Here is a 23566-nt window from a genome sequence, read left to right as displayed (position 1 = left end):
ATCACAGGTGCTGCGTGGCACCGGGTTGTGGGGACCCGGTAGCGTGAGCCGATGATTCCGAAGGTCCCCCATTCGTAGGAGTCCCGGTGACGCAGAGTGGACAGGGCGAGGAGCCCTCGGCGCGGCCCGCGCGCGAAGGCATCGTGCTGCCCTCCGACGGCAGCGAGCCGCTGCTGCCGGGCACGGCGGGTGACCGCCCGACCCCGGTCGGTGGTCCGGCCTGGGGCGGACAGTGGGGCCCCGACGGCTCTGCCGCCCAGGCCCCGGGGCCCGGCGACGGCTGGGGCGCGCCCGCGAACACCCCCCAGTCATGGGGCGCCTCCGCCCCTTCCGGGGGCCAGGGCTGGCCGGCGTCGGACCCGCACGGCGCACAGCAGGCGCAGGGCTTCGCCCAGCCGGGATCCGGCTCCGCGCCGCTGCCGCCCGAGAGCGCGCAGTCCTCGGCGTACGGCGTCCAGAACGGCTATGCGCCGGGGGCGCACGGCTCGCACTCCGCCGTCGGCTACGACGGCTACGGCGGCTACGGGGCCCAGGAGCAGCAGGGCGGGCAGGGGACCTCGCTGCCGTCCGGCGGCGACGAGGGCGCCACCCAGTACATTCCGTACATACCGGCCGCCCCGGGCTCGGACGAGGGGGCGACGCAGTTCATACCGCCGGTCGCCGCCGCGCCGGACGAGGGCGCCACCCAGTTCATGCCGCCGGTGGGTCCGGGCGCGCTGCCGCCGGAGACGGGGGCCGGGGCGCCGCAGTACCTGGGGCAGGCGACGCAGGGCGGCCCCGGCGCGGGATCCCCGCCGTCCGCCGGCTCGGACGCCGACGCCACCCAGTACATCCCGCCCGTGCCCGCACAGCCGTCGGGTTCCTTCGGGATGCCCTCCGGCGCGCCGGAGGAGCGGCAGCCCCCGGCGGAGTTCGACAACCTCTTCCGCAGCGAGCCGGAGGCCGCGGGGCCGACGCAGATGCTGCCGCGCATCGACGCGGGCGGCCCGCAGGCCCCGCGCGACACGTACGGCGCCCAGTCCGCGCCGGGCGCGCCCGGCAGCCGGTCCGCCGGGCGGCGCGGTGGCCCGTCCGACCGTGACGGAGGCGGCGGCGGTGGCCGCACCGGCTCGCGCGTTCCGGTGATCGCGGCCGTCGGCATCGGCATCATCGTGCTCGGCGTCGGCGCCGGCGCCCTGCTCAGCGGTGGCGGAGGCGGTGACGACGGCAAGGACGACACCGGCAAGACGGTGGCCGCAACCGCGCCCGCGACGACGGCGGGTTCGTCGGCGCCCGCCGGTGCCGACCCGGTGAAGGCGCAGGCCGTCGAGCTGGACAAGCTCCTCGCGGACAGCGCCAACAGCCGTGACTCGGTGATCAGGGCCGTGGCGAACGTGAAGGCGTGCAACAACCTCGGCCAGGCGGCCGGTGACCTGCGGGACGCGGCCAAGCAGCGCGGCGAGCTGGTCACCCGGCTCTCCGGCCTCGCGGTCGACAAGCTGCCGAACCACGAGGAGCTGACCGCCGCCCTCAACAGCGGCTGGAAGGCCTCCGCCTCGGCCGACAACCACTACGCGGCCTGGGCCGACCAGGTCGGCAACGGCAAGAAGGGCTGCCGCAAGGGCCAGGCCCGCACCACCGGGGAGACCCAGGCGGGCGATCGGGCCAGCGGCACGGCCTCCGCGCAGAAGGGGAAGGCCGCGACGCTGTGGAACGCCATCGCGGCGAAGTACGGCCTGACCCAGCGGGCCCGCACACAGCTGTGACCCGGTACGAAGCCCGGCCCCCCTCGCCGATGCGGGCGAGAGGGGTCGGGCTTCGCCGTGAGCGCCGCCGCGGTTCCCTCTAGTCCGCGGCCGCCAGCGTCTTCGCCATGTTGACGAACCCGCTCCGCTGCGAGGTCAGCTGGCCGTTGCGGATGACCTGGAAGGTGACGTCCGCGTTGACGAGGCGCGGGAAGCTGGCGGCCGAGGTCTGCGCGTCGAAGCGCCAGCTGAGCGTCGGTGTGAGCCCGCCCGTGCCCACCTTGATGCCGCTGTCGAGCTGGTGCCGGACGGTGAGCGGCGACACCTCTCCCGCGCCGAGGGACTCGATGACCCTCTGCAGCACGGTGTAGGCGATCCAGGTGGTCTGCACCCCGGAGTCGGCGGGATCGATCCGGTTGTCGCCGAAGGCCTGCTCCTTGATCACCTTTCGCATCGCGTCCCAGCGCGGGTCGTTCGCGGTCGGGTACCAGCCGGTGACGTACGAACCCTCGTAGGGGCCCGACTTGCCGCCGGTGGCGTCGATCTGCGACTGGTCGATGCTGCCGATGACCGTACCGGTGTGCACCTTCCGGTAGTTCGCGCTGTCGCGCCGGAAGGAGTCCATGAAGGTGTTCGTGCGGTCGCCGAGCGCGGGGACCACGCAGCCCTGCCGGCCGGGCTCGGAGGTCGCGTGCTCGAGGGCCAGCTGCGTCGGCCGGGAGTACTCGGTGGCGTCCTCGGCCGCCCGCTGGTCCGCGGCCTGCGGGTGGCCCAGCGCCTTCAGGCCGGCGTCGAGCAGCACCGGCAGTTCGTCACCGGCGATGGTGTCGGGGCGTATGAGCGAGACGGGGCCGCAGTTCTTGCCGAGCTGCTCGCCGAGTCCGGCCAGCAGGACGCCCTGACCGCCGTTGACCGGATAGGAGACGGGGCTGGTGAACTCGTCGTCGGTCACCCCGAAGCCCCCGATGTAGGGGATGCCCGCGCTCTCCAGCGGGGAGAGGAACGCACGGCTGTGCTGGCTGTAGGAGCCCACGACCGCGACGACCTTCTCCTCGGCCGCCCGCTCGGCGCAGTGCGCGGCGTCGACCGAGTCGTTGTGGTCGTTGCAGGTGAGGACCTCCAGCTTGCGGCCGTTGATGCCGCCGTGGGCGTTGACCCAGCGCGCGTAGGCCTTCGCCAGCGCGGGCATTCCGGGCTTGTTCGTCGCGTTGGTCTTCTCGGGGGCCCAGGTCATCACCTTCACGGGGCCATCCCCGGAGCCCCCCGTGGCACCAGGGATGGCCCCGCATCCGACAGCGACCGACGCGCATGCGACTAAAGCGCTCGCGTACAGCAGCTTGGCCTTGCGGGGCCGGGGCGGAGTGGGGGAGGTGGTGCGAGTACGTCGCCTACCGGTCATGGGCATGCACGATTCCGCCACACCAAAAATATTGATGTGACACGTGGTCGACACCAGGTGACGCAGAGGTGAATTACAGGGGCCGATGAACTGTTTTTCACAGGGACCGTACGATCGATGACCGTGCAAGACTCGGAGAACCCTTCCCGCCGCGGCCGTCGCTCATCCACCATGGGCGGCATGCCACTGAACGACATGCCTTGGTGGCGCTGGCGCAGCAATGTGCGCTCCGCGCTGCACATGCTTTCCGACCCGGTCTTCCAGAGAGACGTCTGGCTCGCCGGTGCCGACGGGTACGGCGACGTCACGGACGCCGTGTACCGCCTGGTCGAGGACACCTGGCTGGACAACTGGTCGGCCGAGAAATACGTCGGCACGATCTTCCGGGACTCCCAGGAGGCGGCCCTCGTGGACAGCGCCGTCCTGCGGGTCCTGCGGATCATGCACCAGGTCGGACCCGACGCGCCCGTCTCCGCCTATCTCGACCACCAGGGGTGGCCGGACGCCCTCCAGGCCGCGCGCGCCGCGCACGTACGGATGGCGTCGAGCGACGGCGAGGACCCGGACGCGCCTCCGCGCACCCTCGAGGTCCTGCGCATCCTGACGCGGTCCGCGTAGCCGTCGGCCCCCTGGTCCGGCGACCGTGAGGCGCCCCGCGGGGCGTCCGCGTGGCGGGACGGCACTGCTGTGCGGACCCCTGGTATGGGATTCTGTCCCGCATGAATGAGCCGTCCGTCCGCGGGACCGCGCCCGCCGCCGAGCAGTACGTCCTGACGCTGTCCTGCCCCGACAAGCAGGGCATCGTGCACGCCGTGTCGAGCTACCTGTTCATGACCGGCTGCAACATCGAGGACAGCCAGCAGTTCGGCGACCACGACACGGGTCTGTTCTTCATGCGCGTCCACTTCTCGGCGGAGTCGCCGGTGACCGTGGAGAAACTGCGTGCGAGTTTCACGGCGGTCGGTGACGCGTTCCACATGGAATGGCAGATCCACCGGGCCGAGGACCGGATGCGGGTCGTCCTCATGGTGAGCAAGTTCGGCCACTGCCTGAACGACCTGCTCTTCCGCGCACGGATCGGAGCGCTGCCCGTCGACATCGCCGCGGTGGTCTCCAACCACACGGACTTCGCGGAGCTGGTGGAGTCCTACGACATTCCCTTCCACCACATCGCGGTGACGAAGGAAACGAAGGCCGAGGCGGAGGCGCAGCTGCTGGAGCTGGTGCGCGAGAAGGGCGTCGAGCTGGTCGTCCTCGCCCGCTACATGCAGGTCCTCTCGGACGACCTGTGCAAGCAGCTCAGCGGCAGGATCATCAACATCCACCACTCCTTCCTGCCGAGCTTCAAGGGCGCCAAGCCGTACCACCAGGCGCACGCCCGCGGGGTCAAGCTCATCGGCGCCACGGCGCACTACGTCACCGCCGACCTCGACGAGGGCCCGATCATCGAGCAGGAGGTCGAGCGGGTCGGCCACGACGTCACCCCCGACCAGCTGGTCGCCATCGGACGTGACGTGGAGTGCCAGGCGCTGGCCCGTGCCGTGAAGTGGCACGCGGAGCGCCGCATCCTGCTGAACGGACGCCGGACGGTCGTCTTCGCCTGACCGCCTGACCGCCTGACCGCCTGACCGCCCGGCCGCCCGGCCGCGCCGGGCTAGATCCGGCTCAGTGACGCGACAGCGAGCAGTACGTCCCTGATGACCTCGCGGTCGCCGTCCTGTCCGGCGGCCGCCTCCTCCGGGGACACGTGGCCCGCGGCCAGGCGGCAGAACTCCACCCCGTCCAGCGCGACATGGGCCACCTCGTGCTCGGCGGAGCCGACGGCGCCGGGCGAGTCGAGCGGGACGAGCCACTCGCCGCCCCCGGAGCCCTCGATCTCCAGGCGCAGGCTGCGGCCCGGGGCGCCCGCCGTGACGAGACGCCGGGGCGGGTGCTCCGACAGCCCGGCCCGGCGCCGCTCGGCGAGCGAGACGGGCAGCATCCGCGCGGCCAGGTCGATCATCCGGTGCAGGTGCCGGGGAGCGGGCGGTTCGTACGGGTAGTCCACCGCGTCGGCGATGTCCCCCGCGTGCACCCAGCACTCGAAGGCCCGGTCCAGCATCGAGTCGCTGAGCGGCAGGTCGAAGCCGCCGTACGCCACGGTGAGCCGCCCGGAGGCCTCCCCGCCCGCGACCCCGCCCGCCGGCGGGGCGCCCTCCTCCACGAACGACACCGACCGGACGATGCCGTGGCTCTGCTCCCGCCAGGGATCGCGCACGGACCGGGTGGGCGGGACGCGCGAGGCACGCCAGTACGCCTCGGTGCGGTCCTGCGGAGTCGCCCGCTCCGCGTCGGGCTCGCCGAGCGGATCGTCCAGGCCCAGCGCGACGGCGACCAGTCCGTCGACGCTCAGCAGGTGGGCGATGACCCCGGCGACCGTCGTACGGCGGCTCACGGGTCCCTCGCCCTCGAACCAGCGCAGCCGCACGGGCGCGTGCCATTCGGAGCCGCCTATGTCCTGGAGCAGGGCGTCGAGACGGGCGGTCTCCGCGTCGTAGGGAGCGGCCCACTCGGGCACCGGGATGCGCGGCGGGCGCCGGTCCAGGCAGCTCGTCAGGACGCGGGTGCGCAGTGTCGGGTCCAGGTCGAGGCTCTCCGCGGGGTGCAGCAGCCCGACCGCCTCGCGCAGCCGCAGCGCCTCGTCCGCGCACGGGCCGCAGTGCCCCAGGTGCTCCTCGACGGCACTCGTCTCGTCCGCCGAGCAGGCGGCCAGCGCCCACGCGCCCAGCAGCGACTTCAGGACCCGGTGTTCGAGGACCAGCGGCGCCGGGCCGGACACGGCGGCCGGTGCGGGCAGCGGCAGGCCGGTGTCCTCCACGGAGGCGCGGGGCGGCGGTATGCGCGCCGGCCCGCCCGGCCGCGGCCCGGAGCCGCCCACGTCCTCGTGTCCGTCCTCCCGCATGCCCCCGTGCCCGTCCTCGTCCTCGTCCACGCCCTCGTCCATGTCCCCGCGCATGTCCTCGTGCCCGTTCTCGCGCCCCTCCTCGTCGTCGGACGACGTGAACCGGCTGGATTCCCCGCTCACCGCGCGCCCCCGTGTTCCGGCGGCGCGCCGGTGGGCCCGGCGTCGTGGGCGGTGGACAGCAGCTGGAGGCCGAGGCGGAGCCGCCGGCGGGCCTCGTCCTCGGTGACGCCGAGATCGGCCGCGGCCTGGCGGTAGTCACGGCGCTGGAAATAGGCCAGTTCCAGAGCGGTCCGCAGCGGGGTGGGCATGGAGGTGACGATGTAGTCCGCGCGGGCGGCGACGGACGCGCTGCGCACCTTGCGCTCCAGCTCCTCGGCGGTGCCGTCACCGCTCCGGGCGAGCGCGGCGGTCTCGGTGGCGCGCAGCCGCTGCACGGCCAGGCGGTGGGTCAGCGCGGCGACCCAGGAGCGCAGCGGGCCCTGCTGGGGGTCGTAGGCGTCGGGGTTCTCCCAGACGTGGGTGAAGACCTCGCGGGTGATCCCGTCGGCGGCCCGTTCGTCCCCGAGGACGCGATGGGCGAGTCCGTGCACGAGCGAGGCGAACCGGTCGTAGAGCTCGCCGAGCGCGGCCGCCTCCCCGCGCGAGAGTCGCTGCTGCATCTTGCGGTCCCAGCGGGGCGGTGCGTCCTGTGTCGCCATACGGCCCCCTCGCCCCTGGTCGTGCCCGGTGTCCGTCCGTGCGTCCAGCCTGCGCGAGGCCGCTGTCTTGAATGTAGTCGGCACGTGCCGCGACGCACGCCCCTTTACGTCAATGTGCGCCCCCGGGCGGGTCGTAGATGGTAAGAGCGCGCCACTTCCACCCTCGTACCTGACCGCAACTGCTCGTATACGACCGAAAGAGAACCCTCGGGAAGCGTTTTCGACCGTAGACAGTCGTTTCTTCCTGGCGGGATCCGTGTTTCATGGAAGGACGGCGGGGCAGCCGCGCCGGAAGGAAGCGTACGGAGAGCTTCCGCTTCTGCGGGCGAGGCGAGCGAAAGGCGTGGCGGTGACGCTCAAGGTGACCCATGTGACCGACGTGACCGGGGACGGGAGCGGCGCGGGCGGAACGGGAAGAGGGAGCGCGGACGGTCCGGGCGCCCCGCGCCGCCGCGAGGACGAATGGGCCGTGCTGCGGGTGTCGGGCGAGCTCGACCTCGTGACGTCACCGGCGCTGCGCCAGAGCGTCCACGACGTGGTGGCCACGGGCCGGCACAGCATCGTCCTGGATCTCTCCGGGGTCGTGTTCTGCGACTCCAGCGGGGTCGGCGTCCTGATCGCCGCCCGCCGTCTCATGCGCTCCTGCCGGGGGCGGCTGCGGCTGATCCTGCCCGCGGGGGGCGCGGCCGACGGGTCCCACGTCAACCGCGTCCTCGGGGCCCTCGGGGTGCGCCGGCTCTTCGACGTGTACCCCGACGTCGACGCGGCCGTGGACGAGGAGTCCCGCCCGCTGTCGGCCTGACGGCCCGCTCCCCGCCCGGACGGCACCCCTGACCGCCGCGCGGCCCAGGCCACGCCGTTGTCCCGGAATTCTTGCGTTCTTGGCACAACCGTCGCTTTCCGGCACCCCGCGGGGTCCGGGCGTCGTACGCTCCGTCCCGGATGAAGTGCAGTCCGGCCGAGGCCGGCTGAGAAGTGAGGCGGTCCGAACACACCATGGTCAGTTCCGAGTACGAGCGCAGGATCGCCGCCCGGTTCGCCGGCTTCGACCAGGACGGCAACGGCTACATCGACCGGGAGGACTTCAGCGCCGCGACCAAGGCCGTGCTCGCCGAGTTCGGCACCACGGCCCGGTGCGACAAGGGCCAGGCCCTCTACGTCGGCGCCGAGGCGTTCTGGCAGGGCATGGCAGGGATAGCGGACCGGGACGGCGACCAGCGGATCACGCGCGAGGAGTTCGTGAGCGGCGCCGTGAAGCGGCTGCGCGACAACCCCGAGCGGTTCGCCGAGATCGCCCGCCCCTTCCTGCACGCGGCCCTCGCCGTGGCGGACACCGACGGGGACGGCGCGGCCACGGTCGAGGAGATCACGCGCGTCCTCAGGGCCCTCGGTGTGGGCGACGGCATCGCCCATACCGTGGCCGCCGCCCTGGACGCGGACGCCGACGGACGGATCGGCGAGACGGAGATCGTGAGTGCCTTCGCCCGCTACTTCACGGTGCCGGACTGACCGGAGCGGACGGCCGTTCGGCCCCCGCCACGGGGGCCGGACGGGACCACACCCCGGACCTCGCCCCGGACCTCACCTTGAGGTCTCTCACCCCGAGAAGCGCTCCCTGAGCCGGTACTTGAGCACCTTCCGCAGGGTCTCGTTGCGCGGAAGGGCGTCCACGACCTCCAGCTGCTCCGGCAGCTTGTGCACGGACAGCCCTTCCCCGCGCAGGTACGACGTCACCCCGGCCAGCGTCAGCTCCGGCGCCCCCGGCGGCTGCTCCACCACCGCGCACACGCGCTCCCCGCGCTCGGCGTCGGGCAGCCCGATCACGGCGGCGTCGCCGACCGCCGGGTGCCGGTGGAGCAGGTCCTCGATCTCCTTGGCGGAGATGTTCTCCCCCTTGCGGATGATGATGTCCTTCACCCGGCCGGTGAGGACGAGGTGACCGCTCCCGGTCAGGTGCCCCACGTCCCCGGTGATCAGGAACCCGTCCCCGTCGAACGCCTCCGCGGTCTGCGCCGGGTCCAGATACCCCTGGCACACGGCCTCCCCCCGCAGCCGTACGTCCCCGTCGACGCCGGCCGGCAGGGGAGCGCCCGCCGCGTCCACGATCCGTACCTCCATGCCCTCGGGGGGCCTGCCCTCGGTGGTCGCCAGGTTCTCGGCCGTGTCGTCCGGCGCGCCCATCGTGATCATCGGGACCTCGGTCATCCCGTACCCGTGGGTGAGCTGGACGCCCATCTCCCGGACGACCGAGTGGTAGACCTCGGGCGGCTTGGGGGCGCCGCCGCCCGCGAGCAGCCGCAGGGTCGGGATCACCGGCTCCCCGGGCCGCTTGCGCTGTTCGGCGAGGAACATCGAGTAGAACGCGGTCGAGCCGCCCGCCACCGTCACGCCGTGCCCGCGGTACTCCGCGAGGGCGTCGGGCAGCGCGAAGTGCTCGAACATCACGGCCGGGAAGCCGTACAGCAGCAGCATCACCGTGTAGTCGGGCCCGGCGATGTGCGCGTACGGGAAGGCCATCGAGCCCACGTCGTCCCCGGACAGGCGCAGCGCGTGGGCGAGGCAGGAGCCGCCCGCGATCAGTGAGCGGTCGGTGTGCAGCACGCCCTTGGGGTCGGAGGTGGTGCCCGAGGTCCAGTAGATCCAGCGGACCGAGGTGCCGTCGGAGGGCGGGGCGGGCAGGGCGGCGGGGTCGCCGTCGGGCAGGGCGTCGTACGCCTCGAAGACGTTCCTCGCGCCGAGCCGGTGCGCCATCGCGGTGTGGTCGAAGCCGCGCCACTCGCCCGGCACGGCGAAGTACTCGGCCTTCGACTCCCGCAGCGCGAAGCCGACCTCGCGGTCGCGGTAGAAGGGGATGACCGGCGACTGCACGGCGCCGATCCGGGCCAGCGCGAAGGACAGCAGGGCGGTCTCGATCCGGGTGGGCAGCTGCCAGGCGACCACCGTGCCGGGGCGCACGCCCCGCTCGTACAGGCCCGCCGCCACCCGCTCGGCACGGTCGCGCAGCTCGATGAAGGTCAGGGAGCGGTCACCCTGGAGCAGGACGGGCCGGTCCGGGGTGAGGCCGGCCCGGCGGTCGACCAGTTCCCACAGCGTGCGCGCGGAGCTCAGGGCGTGTGCGGTGTCGTTCACTTCGGCCCCCTGCGGTCGTTCGCCTCGGCATCCGTGGCTGACGGTCAGTCAGATCGTGCGCAGAGCGTAGGGCCCGCCGCCTTGTCGGTCCATAGGTGCGGGGCTAGCCTGCTCGGAGAGACGGATCTGACGGGTCATCAGAAATGAACGCCAGGCGGAGGGGACCATGACCGAACTGCCCCGCATCATCAGCGTCGACGACCACGTGATCGAGCCCGCGCACCTCTTCGAGACCTGGCTGCCGCGCAAGTACCACGACCGGGGACCGAAACCGCTGACCGCGGGGATCGGCGAACTCGCCTACGTCGGGGGCAAGTACCGGATCACCATGGACCCGGACGGCCCGCCGACCGACTGGTGGATCTACGAGGACCTCCAGTTCCCGTACAAGCGCAACATCGCCGCCGTCGGCTTCGACCGCGACGAGATGACGCTGGAGGGCATCACCCGCGCGGAGATGCGGCGCGGCTGCTGGGACCCCGCCGAGCGGCTCAGGGACATGGACCTCAACCACGTCGAGGCCAGCCTCTGCTTCCCCACCTTCCCGCGCTTCTGCGGCCAGACCTTCGCCGAGGCCCACGACAAGGAGGTCGCCCTGGCCTGCGTGCGGGCCTACAACGACTGGATGGTCGAGGAGTGGTGCGGCGACAGCGGCGGCCGGCTGATCCCGCTGTGCCTGATCCCCCTGTGGGACGTGGGCCTCGCGGTCGCCGAGATCCGCCGCAACGCGGCCCGGGGCGTGAAGGCCGTCACCTTCTCCGAGATCCCCACCCACCTGGGGCTGCCCTCCATCCACTCCGGCCACTGGGACCCGTTCTTCGCGGTCTGCCAGGAGACCGGGACGGTCGTGAACATGCACATCGGCTCGTCCTCCCAGATGCCCGCCGCCTCCCCCGACGCGCCCCCCGCCGTCCAGGCCTCGCTGTCCTTCAACAACGCGATGGCCTCGATGATGGACTTCCTGTTCAGCGGCGTCCTGGTGAAGTTCCCGCGCCTCAAGCTGGCCTACTCCGAGGGCCAGATGGGCTGGATCCCCTACGCGCTGGAGCGCGCCGACGACGTCTGGTCGGAGCACCGGGCCTGGGGCGGGGTCAGGGACCTGATCCCGGAGCCCCCGTCGACGTACTACTACCGGCAGGTCTTCTGCTGCTTCTTCCGCGACAAGCACGGGGTCGCGTCCCTGGACGTGGTGGGCCGCGACAACGCCACCTTCGAGACCGACTACCCGCACGTCGACTCGACCTTCCCGCACACCAAGGAGGTCGCCCTCGACCACGTGAAGGGCCTCGACGACGAGACCGTCCACAAGCTGATGCGGGGCAACGCCATCCGCATGCTGGAGCTGGACCTGTAGTGGACCTGACGTACACCCCAGAGGAGGAGGAGTTCCGCGCGCGGCTGCGGACCTGGCTCGCCGGGGTGCTCCCGACGCTGCCGCCGAAGCCGTCCCCGCACGACTGGCCCGCCAGACGGGCGTACGACCTCGGCTGGCAGCGGATGCTGTACGACGCCGGGTACGCGGGCCTGCACTGGCCCGTCGACGCCGGCGGCCGGGGCGCCACGCCGACGCAGCACCTCATCTACCTGGAGGAGACCGAGAAGGCGGGCGCCCCCTACGTGGGGGCCAACTTCGTCGGGCTGCTGCACGCCGGACCGACCATCGCCTCCGAGGGGAGCGCGGGGCAGCGGGCGCGCTGGCTGCCGCCCGTGCTGCGCGGCGAGGAGGTCTGGTGCCAGGGCTTCAGCGAACCGGACGCCGGCTCCGACCTCGCGGCGCTGCGCACGCGCGCGTGGCGCGACGGCGACGACTACGTGGTCAGCGGGTCCAAGATCTGGACCTCCCACGCCGAGGTGGCCGACTGGTGCGAACTGCTGGTGCGCACCGACCCCGGCGCCCGCAAGCACCGGGGCATCACCTGGCTCGCGATGCCGATGGACGCGCCCGGCATCACCGTCCGCCCGCTGCGCACGCTCGCGGGCTCCACCGAGTTCGCGGAGGTCTTCCTCGACGAGGTGCGCGTCCCGGCCGCCAACCGGGTCGGCGCCGAGAACGACGGCTGGCGCGTGACCATGGTGACGCTCTCCTACGAGCGCGGCACCGCCTTCGTCGGCGAGGTCGTCGCCTGCCGGCGCGTGCTGTGCGAGGTCGCGCGCGAGGCGCGGAAGAACGGCCGCTGGGACGACGCCGCGCTGCGCCGCCGCCTCGGCGGGCTGAACGCCGAGTTCCGCGCGCTGTGGCGGCTCACCCAGTGGAACGTCAGCGAGGCGCAGGGGACCGGGGGCGTGCCCGGCGTCGGCGGTTCGGTCTTCAAGCTGGCGTACTCGCACGCCCGCCAGGAGCTGTTCGACGCCGCCGCGGAGGTCCTCGGCCCCGACGCCCTGGACCTGGGGCGGGAATGGACCCTGGACCGGCTGTCGTCGCTGTCGTACACCATCGCGGCCGGCACCTCGCAGATCCAGCGGAACATCGTGGCCGAGCGGATCCTCGGCCTTCCCAGGGGGAGGTGAACCCGGCGGTGGACTTCCGGCTCACGGACGACCAACGGGCTCTGCGGCGGGGCGTGCGCGCGCTGCTGGAGGGCCGCTTCGGACGGGAGGCGTTGCGCGCGGCCCTGGACCGGGCGGACGGTAAGGGCGCGGCGGACGGGAAGGAGGGGGCGGACGGGAGGCGCCGGGGGGACGGGCGCGTCCTCGACCGGGCGCTGTGGCGCGAGCTGGGCGCGGCGGGGTTCTTCGCGCTGCGCCTGCCCGAGGACGGGGGCGGCGCCGGGCAGGGGCTCCCGGAGGCCGTGCTGGCCTTCGAGGAGGCGGGGCGGGTCCTGCTGCCCGGCCCGCTGATCGCCACCCATCTCGCCGCGGGCGCGGTGGCCGGGGCGGCCACCGGAGAAGCGGTCGTGACGTCCGCCGACGGGGGGCTCGTGGAATGGCTGGACGAGGCCGACGTCGTCCTGGGGGACGCCACCGGGGCCGAGCCGCTGGCGCCGGTGGACCCGCTGACCCCCGTGCACCGGCTGCCCGCGACCGCCGGCCGAGGGGCGGCCCGGACGCCGGAGGGGCTCCTCGTCTCGCTGCTCAGCGCCGCCGAACAGCTCGGCAGCGCCGCCCGGACCTGTGAGATCGCCACGCAACACGCCCGGACGCGCGAACAGTTCGGGCGGCCGGTCGGCGCCTTCCAGGCGGTGCAGCACCTGTGCGCGGACATGCTCGTACGGGTCGAGACGGCCCGCGCGGCCGTCTACGCCGCCTCGGTCACCGCAGACCCGGTGGACGTCGCGGCGGCCCGCCTGCTCGCCGACGAGGCCGCCGTGCGCGGCGCCCGCGACTGTCTCCAGGTGCACGGCGGCATGGGCTTCACCTGGGAGTCCGACGTCCATCTGCACCTGAAGAGGGCGTGGACGCGCACCCACCGTCCCGGTGGCGCGACGCGGAGCGAGGAGGAGCTGGCGGAGGATCTGCTGTCCGGGGCGGGGTAGGCCGCCGCCGGCCCGGGGCGCCGCGGGAGGAGCGCGGGCGGATGTCGCGGATCGTGGCGGAACGGAATCACGGAGCGTTGAGACCTGGTTGTGTCCTAGGCGTGACTTGTCACGGCCTGGAGTCGGCGCCGGGCTCCGGTACCTTGTGTGGGATGCGAGTGGTTCTGAGGCCGAGCCATCCCGGTGTTGCCCCCGAGGCCGCGCCGGACCTGGCGATGCGCGCCGCTCCCGGGGCAGGGCGGACCCCCGCACCTGCCTGTTCGACTCCCCAAGGCGAGCGTCGCACAGTATGCCGCACGCGTACTCCTTCGCGCTGGAATATGCCCGAAGCGCTTGTTGGGGTGACTGTACGTCAACCATGCTGTCTCGTAAGGGAATCACGTTCCGTGATCCTTGTTCTGGCCATGCAGAAAATGGCTACGATCGTGGCCCTTGTGAGGCGCGAGGCGATGTGTCCGCCGGTTCGGATGGTGTGAGCGGTGCAGGTGCTTCAAGTGCAGCTGGAGATCCGGCCCGACCCCGCAGAGGTGGGTCGGGCCCGACAGTGGGCCCGTTCGAGGCTCGCGGGGTCCGGGATAGATGCAGATGAACCACTTGCCGAGACGTTGATCCTGCTCGTCTCCGAACTCGTCACGAACGCCGTGGTGCACACCGGGTGTCCGGCCGTGCTGCGCCTGTGCCTGCCGGGTGGTGGCGCGGGGGCCGCGACGGTGCGCCTGGAGGTGGCCGACTCCAGTGCCCGGCCGCCGATGCCCCGGCACGCGGACGGTGACGAGACCAACGGCCGCGGCCTGGAACTGGTCGACGGCCTGGCGGACCGCTGGGGCTGGAACCCCGAGGGCGCCGGCAAGCGCATCTGGTGCGAACTGGACCGCTGCGCCTCGGGTGCCGCGCAGGACTCCCCGTACGGCGCCTACGGAGGCTTCGCGTACGAGGCGGTCTGAGGGGCCGCCCTCGACGGCCGGTCCGGCCGCTTCCTCGCGCGCGCCGCGCGAACGGTCGGGGCGTCGGGGAGGGGTGGCCCTCCCCGCGCATGCCTGGCGTTTCGTGCATGTATGCACGAAACCGCTGTACACGGCCGCCGTTGTGGCCGAATGCGCCGGTCCGTGCTTCCGCACGCGCCGTCTCAAATAGGGTGTAACACCGTAAATCCCCGATCGGGTGTTGACGTGACGTGTCCGTTTGATCACGCTTGTGTTCAGCGATTCGCCGCGAGGGGACGACGAGGGTTCCGGTGACGGGGGCCCTCGGCGAGTGCGGGTCGTGATTCGGCGTCGGCTCCCCCACGGCCAGGGGAGGCAGGGCGGGTGCGCCGGAGACGGATGGCGGCGCGTGGTGCCGTGCCCGGGGTGAGGTGGGGGACCTTCCGGCCGGGCGCAGTCGGGAGTGGGGGAGGCGCGCCGCCAGCCGGCCCTCGGGCGGACGGTCCTCGGTAGTGGCGTCCGGGCGGGCGGGCCGTCAGAGGATCGCCACGGGGGCCACGGGCGTGCCGGTGCCGCCGACGAAGGGCTCGGGCATCGCCGACAGCAGGAAGGTGTACCGGCCCTCTTCTCCACAGGCTGTGGACAATTCTTCGAGATTCCAGTTCTGTCCCTGCAGCATCCCCATCTCGACCAGGTCGAGCGCGTGCACGGGCAGCCACAGGTCCTCGATCTCGGGCGGGAAGATCTCGAAGGTCAGGGTGTCGTTGGCGACCGCCGCGACATCGCGCGCGTGGAACCACTCGGGGGTGCGCACCGACAGGCCCGGTGACGGATAGCCGTAGCCGTGCTTGTCGCCCGCCAGGTACACCTGGATCTGGCCGGTCCGTACGAGCACGATGTCGCCCGCCCGCACCCGCGTGCCCGCCAGTTCCTCCGCCGCCTCCAGGTCCTCGGGACCGACGGCGTGCCCTCCGGCCAGCCGGTGTTCGCCGCGCGCCCGTGCCACGTCGAGCAGGACGCCGCGCGAGACGATGTGCCGCGGCTTGTCGATGCCGCTGAACTCGGCGCCGCCGTGCGGGGTGACGGTGGAGGCGGGGCGGCCGTTGTAGAGCCGGCCGGAGTGCGAGACGTGCGGCAGCGCGTCCCAGTGGGTGGCCGCCTGGAGGCCCATGGTCACGGCGTCGTCGCTGCACGCCACCGTGCCGGGGCCGAAGATCTCCTGGTTGATCTGCACCATCGCGTGCAGCGGATTGACCCGGCCCGGGATCATCCCGGTCTGCACGCCGTCCTGCTGGAGCGGCAGCGCGAGCGGCACCCGGCGTCCGGTCCGTACGGCCGCCGCGGCCTCCCGCACCACCTCGTCGGTGATGAGGTTCAGCGTCCCGATCTCGTCGTCGGCACCCCAGCGCCCCCAGTTGTTGACGCGCTTCGCGATCTCGTGGAACTCCGGACGGAGCGCCGGCTGCGACATGAGTCCTCCCCGGGGTCTTGTCTCCAGGCGTCTGACGGGTCGTAGAATCCAAAGGGAATCTAACGGACCGTCAGAAACTGCGGGAAGGGGCCGGGCATGGGGAACTTCCTCGCGGGCAAGGTCGTCGCCGTCACGGGCGCGGGCCGGGGGATAGGCCGGGCGGTCGCCCTCGCCGCGGCCGCCGAGGGGGCACGCGTCGTCGTCAACGACCACGGCGTGTCCATCGAGGGCGGCGAGCCCACGAGTTCGGTCGCCGAGGCCGTCGTCAAGGAGATCGAGGCGGCCGGCGGGGAGGCGGTCGCGGTCGCCGACGACATCTCGACGATGGCGGGCGGGCAGCGCGTCGTCGACACCGCGCTCGCCTCGTACGGACGCGTCGACGGTGTGGTGTGCGTGGCCGGCATCCTGCGCGAGCGGATGCTGTTCAACATGTCCGAGCAGGAGTGGGACCCGGTGATCGCCACCCATCTCAAGGGCACGTTCACCCTCTTCCGGGCCGCCTCCGCCGTCATGCGCGAACAGGGCTCGGGCACGCTGATCGGCTTCACCAGCGGCAACCACCAGGGGTCGGTGGCGCAGGCCAACTACAGCGCGGCGAAGGGCGGGATCATCTCGCTGGTGCGCAGCGCGGCCCTCGGGCTGCACAAGTACGGGGTGACCGCCAACGCGGTCGCGCCCGTCGCCCGTACCCGCATGTCGGCGAACGTGCCGATGGAGCTGAAGGAGATCGGCGAACCGGAGGACGTGGCCGCCCTCGTGGTCTACCTGCTGTCGGACCGGGCCCGCGAGGAACGCATCACCGGGCAGGTCTACACGATCGCCGGACCCAAGATCGCCGTATGGGCCCAGCCGCGCGAACTGCGCGCCGGATACGCCGAGGGCGCCTGGACCCCGGAGAGGATCGCCGACTTCCTGCCCGGGACCGTCGGCGTCGATCCGATGCCGCTGCTGGAACAGCTGGAGGCGATGGCGCGGGCGGCGGCGGACAAGGCGCGCCCCAACGCGTGACCGTTCCCGGTCCCGGTGTCCCGGGACCGGCGGGGAGGAGGGCGCGTGGATTTCGCATTCGGTCCCGAGGACGAGGACTTCCGGCGCGAGGCGCGGGCCTGGCTCCGGGAGCACCTGGCCGGCGCCCCCGCGCGCCGCGACTGGGAGCGGGAGCTCGGCAGGGGCGGCTGGATCGGACTCGGCTGGGCGGAGGACGGCTACGGCAACCGGCGCGCGGACCTGACCCGGCAGGTCGTGTGGGCCGAGGAGTACGCCCGCTCCAAGGCGCCGCCCCGGTCCGGGCACATCGGCGAGAACCTGCTGGCGCCGACGCTCATCGCGCACGGGAGCCCGGAGCAGAAGCGGCGCTTCCTGCCACCGGTCGCCCGGGGGACGGAACTGTGGTGCCAGGGCTACAGCGAACCCGGCGCGGGCTCGGACCTGGCCGGGGTCCGGACGGCCGCCGTGCGGGACACGGGGGGCGGTCCGCCGGGGACGTACCGGATCACGGGGCAGAAGATCTGGACCTCGCTCGCCCACGAGGCGGACTGGTGCTTCGTGCTCGCCCGCACGGAGGCGGGGTCCACCCGCCACCACGGTCTGTCCTTCCTCCTCGTCCCCATGGACCAGCCCGGCCGGATAGAGGTCCGTCCGATCCGCCAGCTGACGGGCACGAGCGACTTCAACGAGGTGTTCTTCGACGGGGCCCTGGCGGAGGCCGGGCACGTGGTGGGCGGCGAGGGCAACGGCTGGCGGGTCGCCATGAGCCTGCTCGGTTTCGAGCGCGGGGTCTCCACGCTCGCCCAGCAGATCGGCTTCGCCGAGGAGTTGGGGCGGGTGCTGCGGACGGCCGCGGCGACGGGGGCGGACCGCGATCCCGTCGTGCGCGAGCGACTCGTGCGGCTCTGGGCCGAGTTGCGGACGATGCGGTGGAACGCCCTGCGCACGCTGGGCGGTTCGGGGAGTCCCGGGGGCGCGGGTGCGCCGAGCGTGGCGAAGCTGCTGTGGGGCGGCTGGCACCGGCGGCTCGGCGAGGCGGCGGTCCTGGTGCGGGGGGCCGCGGCGGCGGTGGGCCCGGCGGACTGGTCGGCCGCGCTGCCGTACGAACTGGACGCGTCCCAGCACCTGTTCCTCTTCAGCCGGGCCGACACGATCTACGGCGGCTCGGACGAGATCCAGCGCACGATCATCGCCGAGCGCGCGCTCGGCCTGCCGAAGGAACCGCGGGGCCGGCCGTGACCGGTCCCGGAACGGTCCGGAGCGGAAAGGTTCGGAGCGGAAAGGGTCGGAACGGAAAGGTTCGGAACGGCCCGGTGAGGACCGGGGAAGCCCAGGAACGGCCCAGGAACGGCCCAGGAACAGCCCAGGAGCAGCCCGGGGCGGCCCGGGAAGAGGGGAGCCGGCGCGATGCGAGGCGTGATCTTCGACGGGAGAAGGACCCAGGTCGTGGACGACCTGGAGATACGGGACCCGGGACCCGGGGAGGTCCGGGTGGCGGTCGCCGCGGCGGGACTCTGCCACAGCGACCTCTCCGTGGTGGACGGGACCATCCCCTTCCCCGTCCCCGTGGTGCTCGGCCATGAGGGCGCGGGCGTGGTGGAGGCCGTGGGCGAGGGCGTCACCCACGTCGGGCCCGGCGACCACGTGGCGCTGTCCACCCTCGCCAACTGCGGGACCTGCGCCGAGTGCGACCGGGGGCGGCCCACGATGTGCCGCAAGGCGATCGGCATGCCGCAGCGGCCCTTCGCGCGCTCCGGCGAACCGCTGTACCAGTTCGCCGCCAACTCGGCCTTCGCGGAACGCACGGTGGTCAAGGCGGTGCAGGCCGTCCGGATTCCCGGCGACATCCCGCTGACCTCGGCCGCGCTGATCGGCTGCGGGGTCCTCACGGGTGTCGGAGCGGTCCTGAACCGGGCCCGGGTCGAGAGCGGCGACACCGTCCTGGTCATCGGCACGGGAGGCATCGGCCTCAACGTCATCCAGGGCGCCCGGCTCGCGGGCGCGCTGAAGATCGTCGCCGTCGACTCCAATCCGGCCAAGGAGGCCGTGGCCCGGCAGTTCGGCGCGACGCACTTCCTGACGTCCGTGGACGGGGTGAAGGACGTCCTGCCCACCGGGGCCCAGCACGCCTTCGAGTGCGTCGGACGCGTCGAGCTCATCCGCCGGGCCGTCGACGCGCTCGACCGGCACGGCCAGGCGATCCTCCTCGGGGTCCCCCCGGCGACGGCCGAGGCCTCCTTCCTCGTCTCCTCGATGTACCTCGACAAGTCCATCCTCGGCTGCCGCTACGGCTCGTCCCGCCCCCAGCGCGACATCGCGCTGTACGCCGAGCTGTACCGCGAGGGCCGTCTGCTCCTCGACGAGCTGGTGACGGCGACGTACCCGGTCGAGGACTTCGAGCGGGCGGCCGAGGACGCGCACGCGGGGAAGGTGGCGCGGGCGGTGCTCACGTTCTAGGGCCTGTCCGACGATTCCCGTCGTTGCCCGAAGGGCGGCCGGGCGGGCTCCGGGCCGCCGGGGGTCAGCCGCCGGTTCCGGTGCCGGACCTGAAGGTGCGCCGGTAGGTGGTCGGGGTGACTCCGAGGGCCGCCTGCAGGTGCTGGCGCATCGACTGGGCCGTGCCGAAGCCGGCGTCGCGGGCCACGTGGTCGATGGACAGGTCGCTGGACTCCAGGAGATGGCGGGCGTGCTCCACGCGCTGCTGCGTGAGCCACTGGCCGGGGCTGACGCCGACCTCCTCGCGGAAGCGCCGGGTGAAGGTGCGCACCGACATGGACTCCTGCTCGGCCATGTCGCGCAGCTGGATCGGCTCGTGGAGGCGGCCGAGCGCCCAGGCCCGGGCGGCGGTCGTGCCGGCCGAGCCCGCCTCCGGGACCGGGCGCCGGATGTACTGCGCCTGCCCGCCGTCGCGGTGCGGCGGTACGACGGTCCGGCGGGCCACCTCGTTGGCGACGGCGGCGCCGTGGTCACGGCGTACGAGGTGCAGGCACAGGTCGATCCCGGCCGCGACCCCGGCGGAGGTGAGGACGTCGCCGTCGTCGACGAAGAGCACGTCCGCGTCGACGTCGATCCGCGGGAAGAGCCGCTGGAAGTGCTCCGCGTGCATCCAGTGCGTGGTGGCGGGGCGGCCGTCGAGGTACCCGGCGGCGGCCAGGACGTAGCTGCCGGTGCAGATGGAGACGAGGCGGGTGCCGGGGCGGATGTGCGCGAGGGCCGCCGCCAGCTCCGGGGTCAGGATGCCCTCCTGCTGTACGGGACCGAGCTCGTACGAGGCCGGGACGACCACGGTGTCGGCGGTGGCGAGCGCTTCCGGACCGTTGCCGACCATGACCGAGAAGTCGGCGTCCGTCTCGACGGGGCCCGGCGGCCGGACCGAGCAGGTGACGACCTCGTACACCGGGCGCCCCCCGGCGTCCCGGGCCTTGCCGAAGATGCGCTGCGGAATGCCCAGCTCGAAGGGGAGCAGGCCGTCGAGCGCGAGGACGACGACGCGGTGCGGGGGCGGCGTACCGGGGGTGGCCATGGCCCGATCCTAACGAATGCTGTCCTTCGGGCCAGTGGTTCGGCGGTGCCCGTTCCCCGAAGCTCTATGACGTGACCCAGACAATCGAAGCCGCGCAGGTCCCGGAGGACTCCCGGTCCGTCCGCCCCGCTCCGTCCCCCCGCGTCCACCGCGTCCACCGGGCCTGGTTCGTCGCCGCCGTCACCTTCGTGACGATCATCGGCGCGGCGGCCTTCCGGTCGCTCCCCGGACTGCTGATCGACCCCCTCCACGAGGAGTTCCACTGGTCGCGCGGCACGATCGGCGCGGCCGTCTCGATCAACCTCGCGTTGTACGGACTCACGGCGCCGTTCGCGGCGGCGCTCATGGACCGCTTCGGCATCCGCCGGGTCGTCGCCGTGGCCCTGACCGTGATCGCGGTCGGCTCCGGGCTGACCGTGTGGATGACGCAGGCCTGGCAACTGATGCTCTGCTGGGGCCTGCTGGTGGGGCTGGGGTCCGGTTCGATGGCGCTCGCCTTCGCGGCGACGGTCACCAACCGCTGGTTCACCGAGCGCAAGGGCCTGGTGACGGGCATCCTGACCGCGGCCTCGGCCTCCGGCCAGCTGATCTTCCTGCCGCTGCTGTCCTGGATCGTCACGGAGCACGACTGGCGTCCGGCCGCGGTCACCGTGGCGCTCGCGGCCCTCGCGGTCGTCCCCTTCGTCTGGCTGCTGCTGCGCGACCACCCGGCCGACGTGGGCCAGGCGCCGTACGGGGCGACGGAGTTCGTGCCGAAGCCCGAGCCGGTGCGGGGCGCCGCCCGGCGCGCGCTGACCGTGCTGTTCTCCGCCGTCCGCACGGGCCCCTTCTGGCTGCTGGCCGGGTCGTTCGCGATCTGCGGGGCCTCGACGAACGGCCTGGTCCAGACGCACTTCGTACCCGCGGCCCACGACCACGGCATGCCCGTCACCGCGGCCGCCTCGCTCCTCGCGGTCATCGGCGTCTTCGACGTCGTCGGCACGGTCGCCTCGGGCTGGTTCACCGACCGCTTCGAGCCGCGCCGGCTGCTGGCCGTGTACTACGCCCTGCGCGGGATCTCGCTCCTGTTCCTGCCCATGCTGCTGGCGCCGAGCGTGCACCCGCCGATGGTCTTCTTCATCGTCTTCTACGGCCTCGACTGGGTCGCGACCGTCCCGCCCACCCTGGCCCTGTGCCGTGAGCAGTACGGCGAGGACAGCGCCATCGTCTTCGGCTGGGTCCTCGCCTCCCACCAGGTCGGCGCCGCCCTCGTCGCCTTCCTCGGCGGCGCCGCCCGCGACCGCTTCGGCTCGTACGACATGGTCTGGTACGCCTCGGGCGCGCTGTGCGCCGCGGCCGCGCTGATGGTCCTGGTGATCCGCCGACGCCGTCCGGCGGTCCCGGCGCGGGCCGCGGCGGTGTCACCGGCTCCTGCGTGACGGGTGGGGTGCCACCCGGCTCCCGCGTGTCGGGTGGGGGGCTGGTCTTGTGTCGGGTTGGGTGGGGCCGGTCTCGTCTCGTGGGTCCCGCCTGCGTCAGGTGAGGAAGCGGCCCCGGTGGAAGAGCAGCGGCGGCACGTCCGCGCCCTCGTCGTCGCTCGCGCCGAGGGCGTCCACCCGGCCCACCACGATCAGGTGGTCCCCTCCGGTGTGCACCGCGTGGACCGCGCAGTCGATCCAGGCCGCGGCGCCCGCGAGGCGCGGGGAGCCGGACACCGGAGCGGCGTCGTACACCACCCCGGCGAACTTGTCCGCGCCGCTCACCGCGAAGCCGCGGCACAACTCTCCCTGGTGCGCGCCGAGCACGTTGACGCAGAAGGCCCCCGCACGCGCGATCCGCGGCCAGGTCGTGGACGTACGGCCGACCATGAAGCAGACCAGCGGAGGATCGAGGGAGAGCGAGGCGAACGACTGGCAGGCGAAGCCGGCCGGGCCCGCGGGGTCCCCGGCGGCGACGGCCGGTGCCGTCACGACGGTCACCCCGGTCGCGAAGTGCCCCAGTACGCGCCGGAACCGGGCCGGATCGACCGGCGCCCGCTCGTCCTCGCCGACCGCGCGCAGGTCCGGGCGCGGCAATGCCTCGACGGGCCCCGCGACGGTGGGGGCCCCGGCTGACCTGAGGTAGCGGACGGCGGCGGCCGCCATCCCTGCGTGTCCCATCACATCCACCATTGAAGCTGACGGTATGTCAGATAGGAAGGGGCTCGCAGGGGCTGGGGGTCTGGGGGTTCGAGGTCCGGGGTCCGGGGTCCGGGAGGAGGAGGGGAGCGGTTCGACGGGGTGGCGGGAACCTCTTGCGGCACGTCGTGTTTCGCCCGCGTATCTTTCGCCTCATGAGGTCGGGGAACTCCGGGAGGCCCACGCGCCCCCGGACGGCGTGGACCGGTGCGGAGGTGAACCTCGCCGCCGCGATCTGCGCGGCGCAGTTCGCGGTCGTCGTCGCGGTCCGGTGGGTCGGGACGTTCGACGACGACCACCACGGCGCGGGTCTCGGCGGCGTGCCCGCCGCCGTCGGGCTGCTGTGCGTGCTGGTCCTCGGACCGCCCCTGCTCGCCGCCCTGGGCCTGCTGCACACGGTGGCCTGCACGATGCCGGCGGCCACGCTCGCCCGGCTGGCGCGCCGCCGCGCCCCCGGCCCCGAGGGCGCCTGGCACACGGGCTTCGTCCTGCTGCTCGGCACGTTCTGGGCCGCGCTCGCGGTCGCCCTCCCCGGCCCCGCGCCCACCGGCGCCGAGGCCGTGCTGCTCGCCGTGTCGGGGGTCCCGCCCGCGCTGGGTCTCGCCCGGGCGCGACGGCGCGAACGCGCCACCGGACGTCCACCGGAGGACGGGCGCGTCCGGCTCCGCTCGGCGCTCGTGGCCCTCGGGCTGTGCGCGCTGGTCGCGGCGGCGGGCGCGGCGGGCCTGGCCACGGGGCTCATCCGGGAGTACGAACCCCCGAAGCTCGGCGCCGACCGGCTCACCGGTGTCTGGCGCGGCGATCACGGGGCGGTGCTGCGGCTGCGCACCGACGGCCGGGCCGAGCTCTCCGCCGTGCCCGCCCAGCCCGAGTTCGGGGACGTGACCACCAAGGAGTTCACGCGCTGCGACGGCGTCGGCAAGTGGTTCCTGGACACCGCCGGCCGCTACGACCCGTACGCCGACGGACCCGTTTCCGAGCGGCGGGACGGCGTGGTCGTCCGCGTCGGCGACTGCGGCCACGACACGTACTGGACGATCGGCGGCACCGAGGCCCGTCCGGAACTCTTCGTCCTCTTCGGTGACCCCGACGCGGGGGACCTGCGGATATTGCGGCGGGGGTGAAGCGGGCGCCGCCTC

21 protein-coding genes are annotated in these 23566 nt (G+C 73.2%); 14 read left to right on the top strand and 7 right to left on the bottom strand.

Annotation, left to right across the window (positions count from 1 at the left end; translation table 11 throughout):
• Positions 1-86 precede the first annotated feature (86 nt).
• Positions 87-1745 carry a hypothetical protein gene (locus ACICHK_RS18200; RefSeq protein WP_406837749.1) on the top strand — a complete coding sequence of 553 codons (1659 nt, stop codon included), beginning with the start codon at positions 87-89 and terminating at the stop codon, positions 1743-1745.
• Between the two features lie 79 nt (positions 1746-1824).
• Here ACICHK_RS18200 and ACICHK_RS18195 read toward each other — a convergent pair whose 3' ends face one another.
• Positions 1825-3123 carry an ABC transporter substrate-binding protein gene (locus ACICHK_RS18195; protein WP_406841255.1) on the bottom strand — a complete coding sequence of 433 codons (1299 nt, stop codon included), beginning with the start codon at positions 3121-3123 and terminating at the stop codon, positions 1825-1827.
• A gap of 117 nt (positions 3124-3240) precedes the next feature.
• Here ACICHK_RS18195 and ACICHK_RS18190 point away from each other — a divergent pair, with 117 nt between their 5' ends.
• Positions 3241-3741 carry an SCO4402 family protein gene (locus tag ACICHK_RS18190; RefSeq protein ID WP_406837748.1) on the top strand — a complete coding sequence of 167 codons (501 nt, stop codon included), beginning with the start codon at positions 3241-3243 and terminating at the stop codon, positions 3739-3741.
• A gap of 101 nt (positions 3742-3842) precedes the next feature.
• Positions 3843-4727 carry a formyltetrahydrofolate deformylase gene (gene purU, locus ACICHK_RS18185; protein ID WP_406837747.1) on the top strand — a complete coding sequence of 295 codons (885 nt, stop codon included), beginning with the start codon at positions 3843-3845 and terminating at the stop codon, positions 4725-4727.
• 50 nt (positions 4728-4777) lie between these two features.
• Here purU and ACICHK_RS18180 read toward each other — a convergent pair whose 3' ends face one another.
• Entirely contained in the window at positions 4778-6118 is a 1341-nt protein-coding gene (locus ACICHK_RS18180) for a zf-HC2 domain-containing protein (protein WP_406841254.1), read from the bottom strand.
• Positions 6119-6183: 65 nt separating this feature from the next.
• A complete protein-coding gene (locus ACICHK_RS18175) occupies positions 6184-6765 on the bottom strand; it encodes a sigma-70 family RNA polymerase sigma factor (RefSeq protein ID WP_406837746.1) in 582 nt (193 codons plus the stop codon).
• A 349-nt stretch (positions 6766-7114) separates the two neighbouring features.
• Between ACICHK_RS18175 and ACICHK_RS18170 the strand changes: the two genes are divergently transcribed.
• Both ACICHK_RS18170 and ACICHK_RS18165 read left to right on the top strand, forming a co-directional pair.
• Positions 7115-7567 carry an STAS domain-containing protein gene (locus ACICHK_RS18170; protein ID WP_406837745.1) on the top strand — a complete coding sequence of 151 codons (453 nt, stop codon included), beginning with the start codon at positions 7115-7117 and terminating at the stop codon, positions 7565-7567.
• A gap of 194 nt (positions 7568-7761) precedes the next feature.
• A complete protein-coding gene (locus tag ACICHK_RS18165) occupies positions 7762-8274 on the top strand; it encodes an EF-hand domain-containing protein (protein ID WP_406837744.1) in 513 nt (170 codons plus the stop codon).
• An 87-nt stretch (positions 8275-8361) separates the two neighbouring features.
• On the opposite strand, the gene ACICHK_RS18160 is transcribed toward ACICHK_RS18165, so the two are convergent.
• A complete protein-coding gene (locus ACICHK_RS18160) occupies positions 8362-9894 on the bottom strand; it encodes a class I adenylate-forming enzyme family protein (RefSeq protein ID WP_406837743.1) in 1533 nt (510 codons plus the stop codon).
• 166 nt (positions 9895-10060) lie between these two features.
• On the opposite strand from ACICHK_RS18160, the gene ACICHK_RS18155 reads away from it, so the two are divergent.
• The 4 genes from ACICHK_RS18155 to ACICHK_RS18140 all read left to right on the top strand — a co-directional run bounded on the left by ACICHK_RS18155 (position 10061) and on the right by ACICHK_RS18140 (position 14311).
• Positions 10061-11248 (top strand): amidohydrolase family protein, encoded by a 1188-nt coding sequence (locus ACICHK_RS18155; RefSeq protein WP_406837742.1) that lies wholly within the window; start codon positions 10061-10063, stop codon positions 11246-11248.
• Positions 11248-12402, top strand: a complete 1155-nt coding sequence (locus tag ACICHK_RS18150) for an acyl-CoA dehydrogenase family protein (protein WP_151469357.1) — start codon at positions 11248-11250, stop codon at positions 12400-12402. The genes ACICHK_RS18155 and ACICHK_RS18150 overlap by 1 nt, the downstream gene beginning before the upstream one ends.
• Positions 12403-12410: 8 nt before the next feature.
• Positions 12411-13367: an acyl-CoA dehydrogenase family protein gene (locus ACICHK_RS18145; RefSeq protein WP_406837741.1), complete on the top strand. Its 957-nt coding sequence runs from the start codon at positions 12411-12413 to the stop codon at positions 13365-13367.
• Positions 13368-13846: 479 nt separating this feature from the next.
• Positions 13847-14311, top strand: a complete 465-nt coding sequence (locus ACICHK_RS18140; protein WP_225860495.1) for an ATP-binding protein — start codon at positions 13847-13849, stop codon at positions 14309-14311.
• Positions 14312-14825: 514 nt separating this feature from the next.
• On the opposite strand, the gene ACICHK_RS18135 is transcribed toward ACICHK_RS18140, so the two are convergent.
• A complete protein-coding gene (locus tag ACICHK_RS18135) occupies positions 14826-15761 on the bottom strand; it encodes a cyclase family protein (protein WP_406837740.1) in 936 nt (311 codons plus the stop codon).
• A 96-nt stretch (positions 15762-15857) separates the two neighbouring features.
• On the opposite strand from ACICHK_RS18135, the gene ACICHK_RS18130 reads away from it, so the two are divergent.
• From ACICHK_RS18130 to ACICHK_RS18120, 3 genes are all read left to right on the top strand, one after another.
• A complete protein-coding gene (locus ACICHK_RS18130) occupies positions 15858-16769 on the top strand; it encodes an SDR family oxidoreductase (protein ID WP_406837739.1) in 912 nt (303 codons plus the stop codon).
• A gap of 45 nt (positions 16770-16814) precedes the next feature.
• Positions 16815-17987, top strand: coding sequence for an acyl-CoA dehydrogenase family protein (locus ACICHK_RS18125; RefSeq protein ID WP_406837738.1), 1173 nt, complete (start codon positions 16815-16817; stop codon positions 17985-17987).
• Positions 17988-18155: 168 nt separating this feature from the next.
• Positions 18156-19205, top strand: a complete 1050-nt coding sequence (locus ACICHK_RS18120) for a Zn-dependent alcohol dehydrogenase (protein WP_406837737.1) — start codon at positions 18156-18158, stop codon at positions 19203-19205.
• Positions 19206-19269: 64 nt separating this feature from the next.
• Here the strand turns inward: ACICHK_RS18120 and ACICHK_RS18115 are convergent, their stop codons facing one another.
• Positions 19270-20271, bottom strand: a complete 1002-nt coding sequence (locus ACICHK_RS18115; protein WP_151469350.1) for a GlxA family transcriptional regulator — start codon at positions 20269-20271, stop codon at positions 19270-19272.
• 71 nt (positions 20272-20342) lie between these two features.
• On the opposite strand from ACICHK_RS18115, the gene ACICHK_RS18110 reads away from it, so the two are divergent.
• On the top strand, positions 20343-21689 hold the full coding sequence (locus ACICHK_RS18110; RefSeq protein ID WP_406837736.1) for an MFS transporter: 1347 nt from the start codon (positions 20343-20345) through the stop codon (positions 21687-21689).
• A 96-nt stretch (positions 21690-21785) separates the two neighbouring features.
• Here ACICHK_RS18110 and ACICHK_RS18105 read toward each other — a convergent pair whose 3' ends face one another.
• Entirely contained in the window at positions 21786-22409 is a 624-nt protein-coding gene (locus tag ACICHK_RS18105) for a flavin reductase family protein (RefSeq protein ID WP_406837735.1), read from the bottom strand.
• Between the two features lie 173 nt (positions 22410-22582).
• Between ACICHK_RS18105 and ACICHK_RS18100 the strand changes: the two genes are divergently transcribed.
• A complete protein-coding gene (locus tag ACICHK_RS18100; RefSeq protein ID WP_406837734.1) occupies positions 22583-23551 on the top strand; it encodes a hypothetical protein in 969 nt (322 codons plus the stop codon).
• Positions 23552-23566: the final 15 nt, after the last annotated feature.

This window comes from Streptomyces sp. AHU1 (genome assembly GCF_045343905.1).
Lineage (GTDB): Bacteria > Actinomycetota > Actinomycetes > Streptomycetales > Streptomycetaceae > Streptomyces > Streptomyces triticiradicis.
This window is presented reverse-complemented; position numbering and strand designations above follow the sequence as displayed.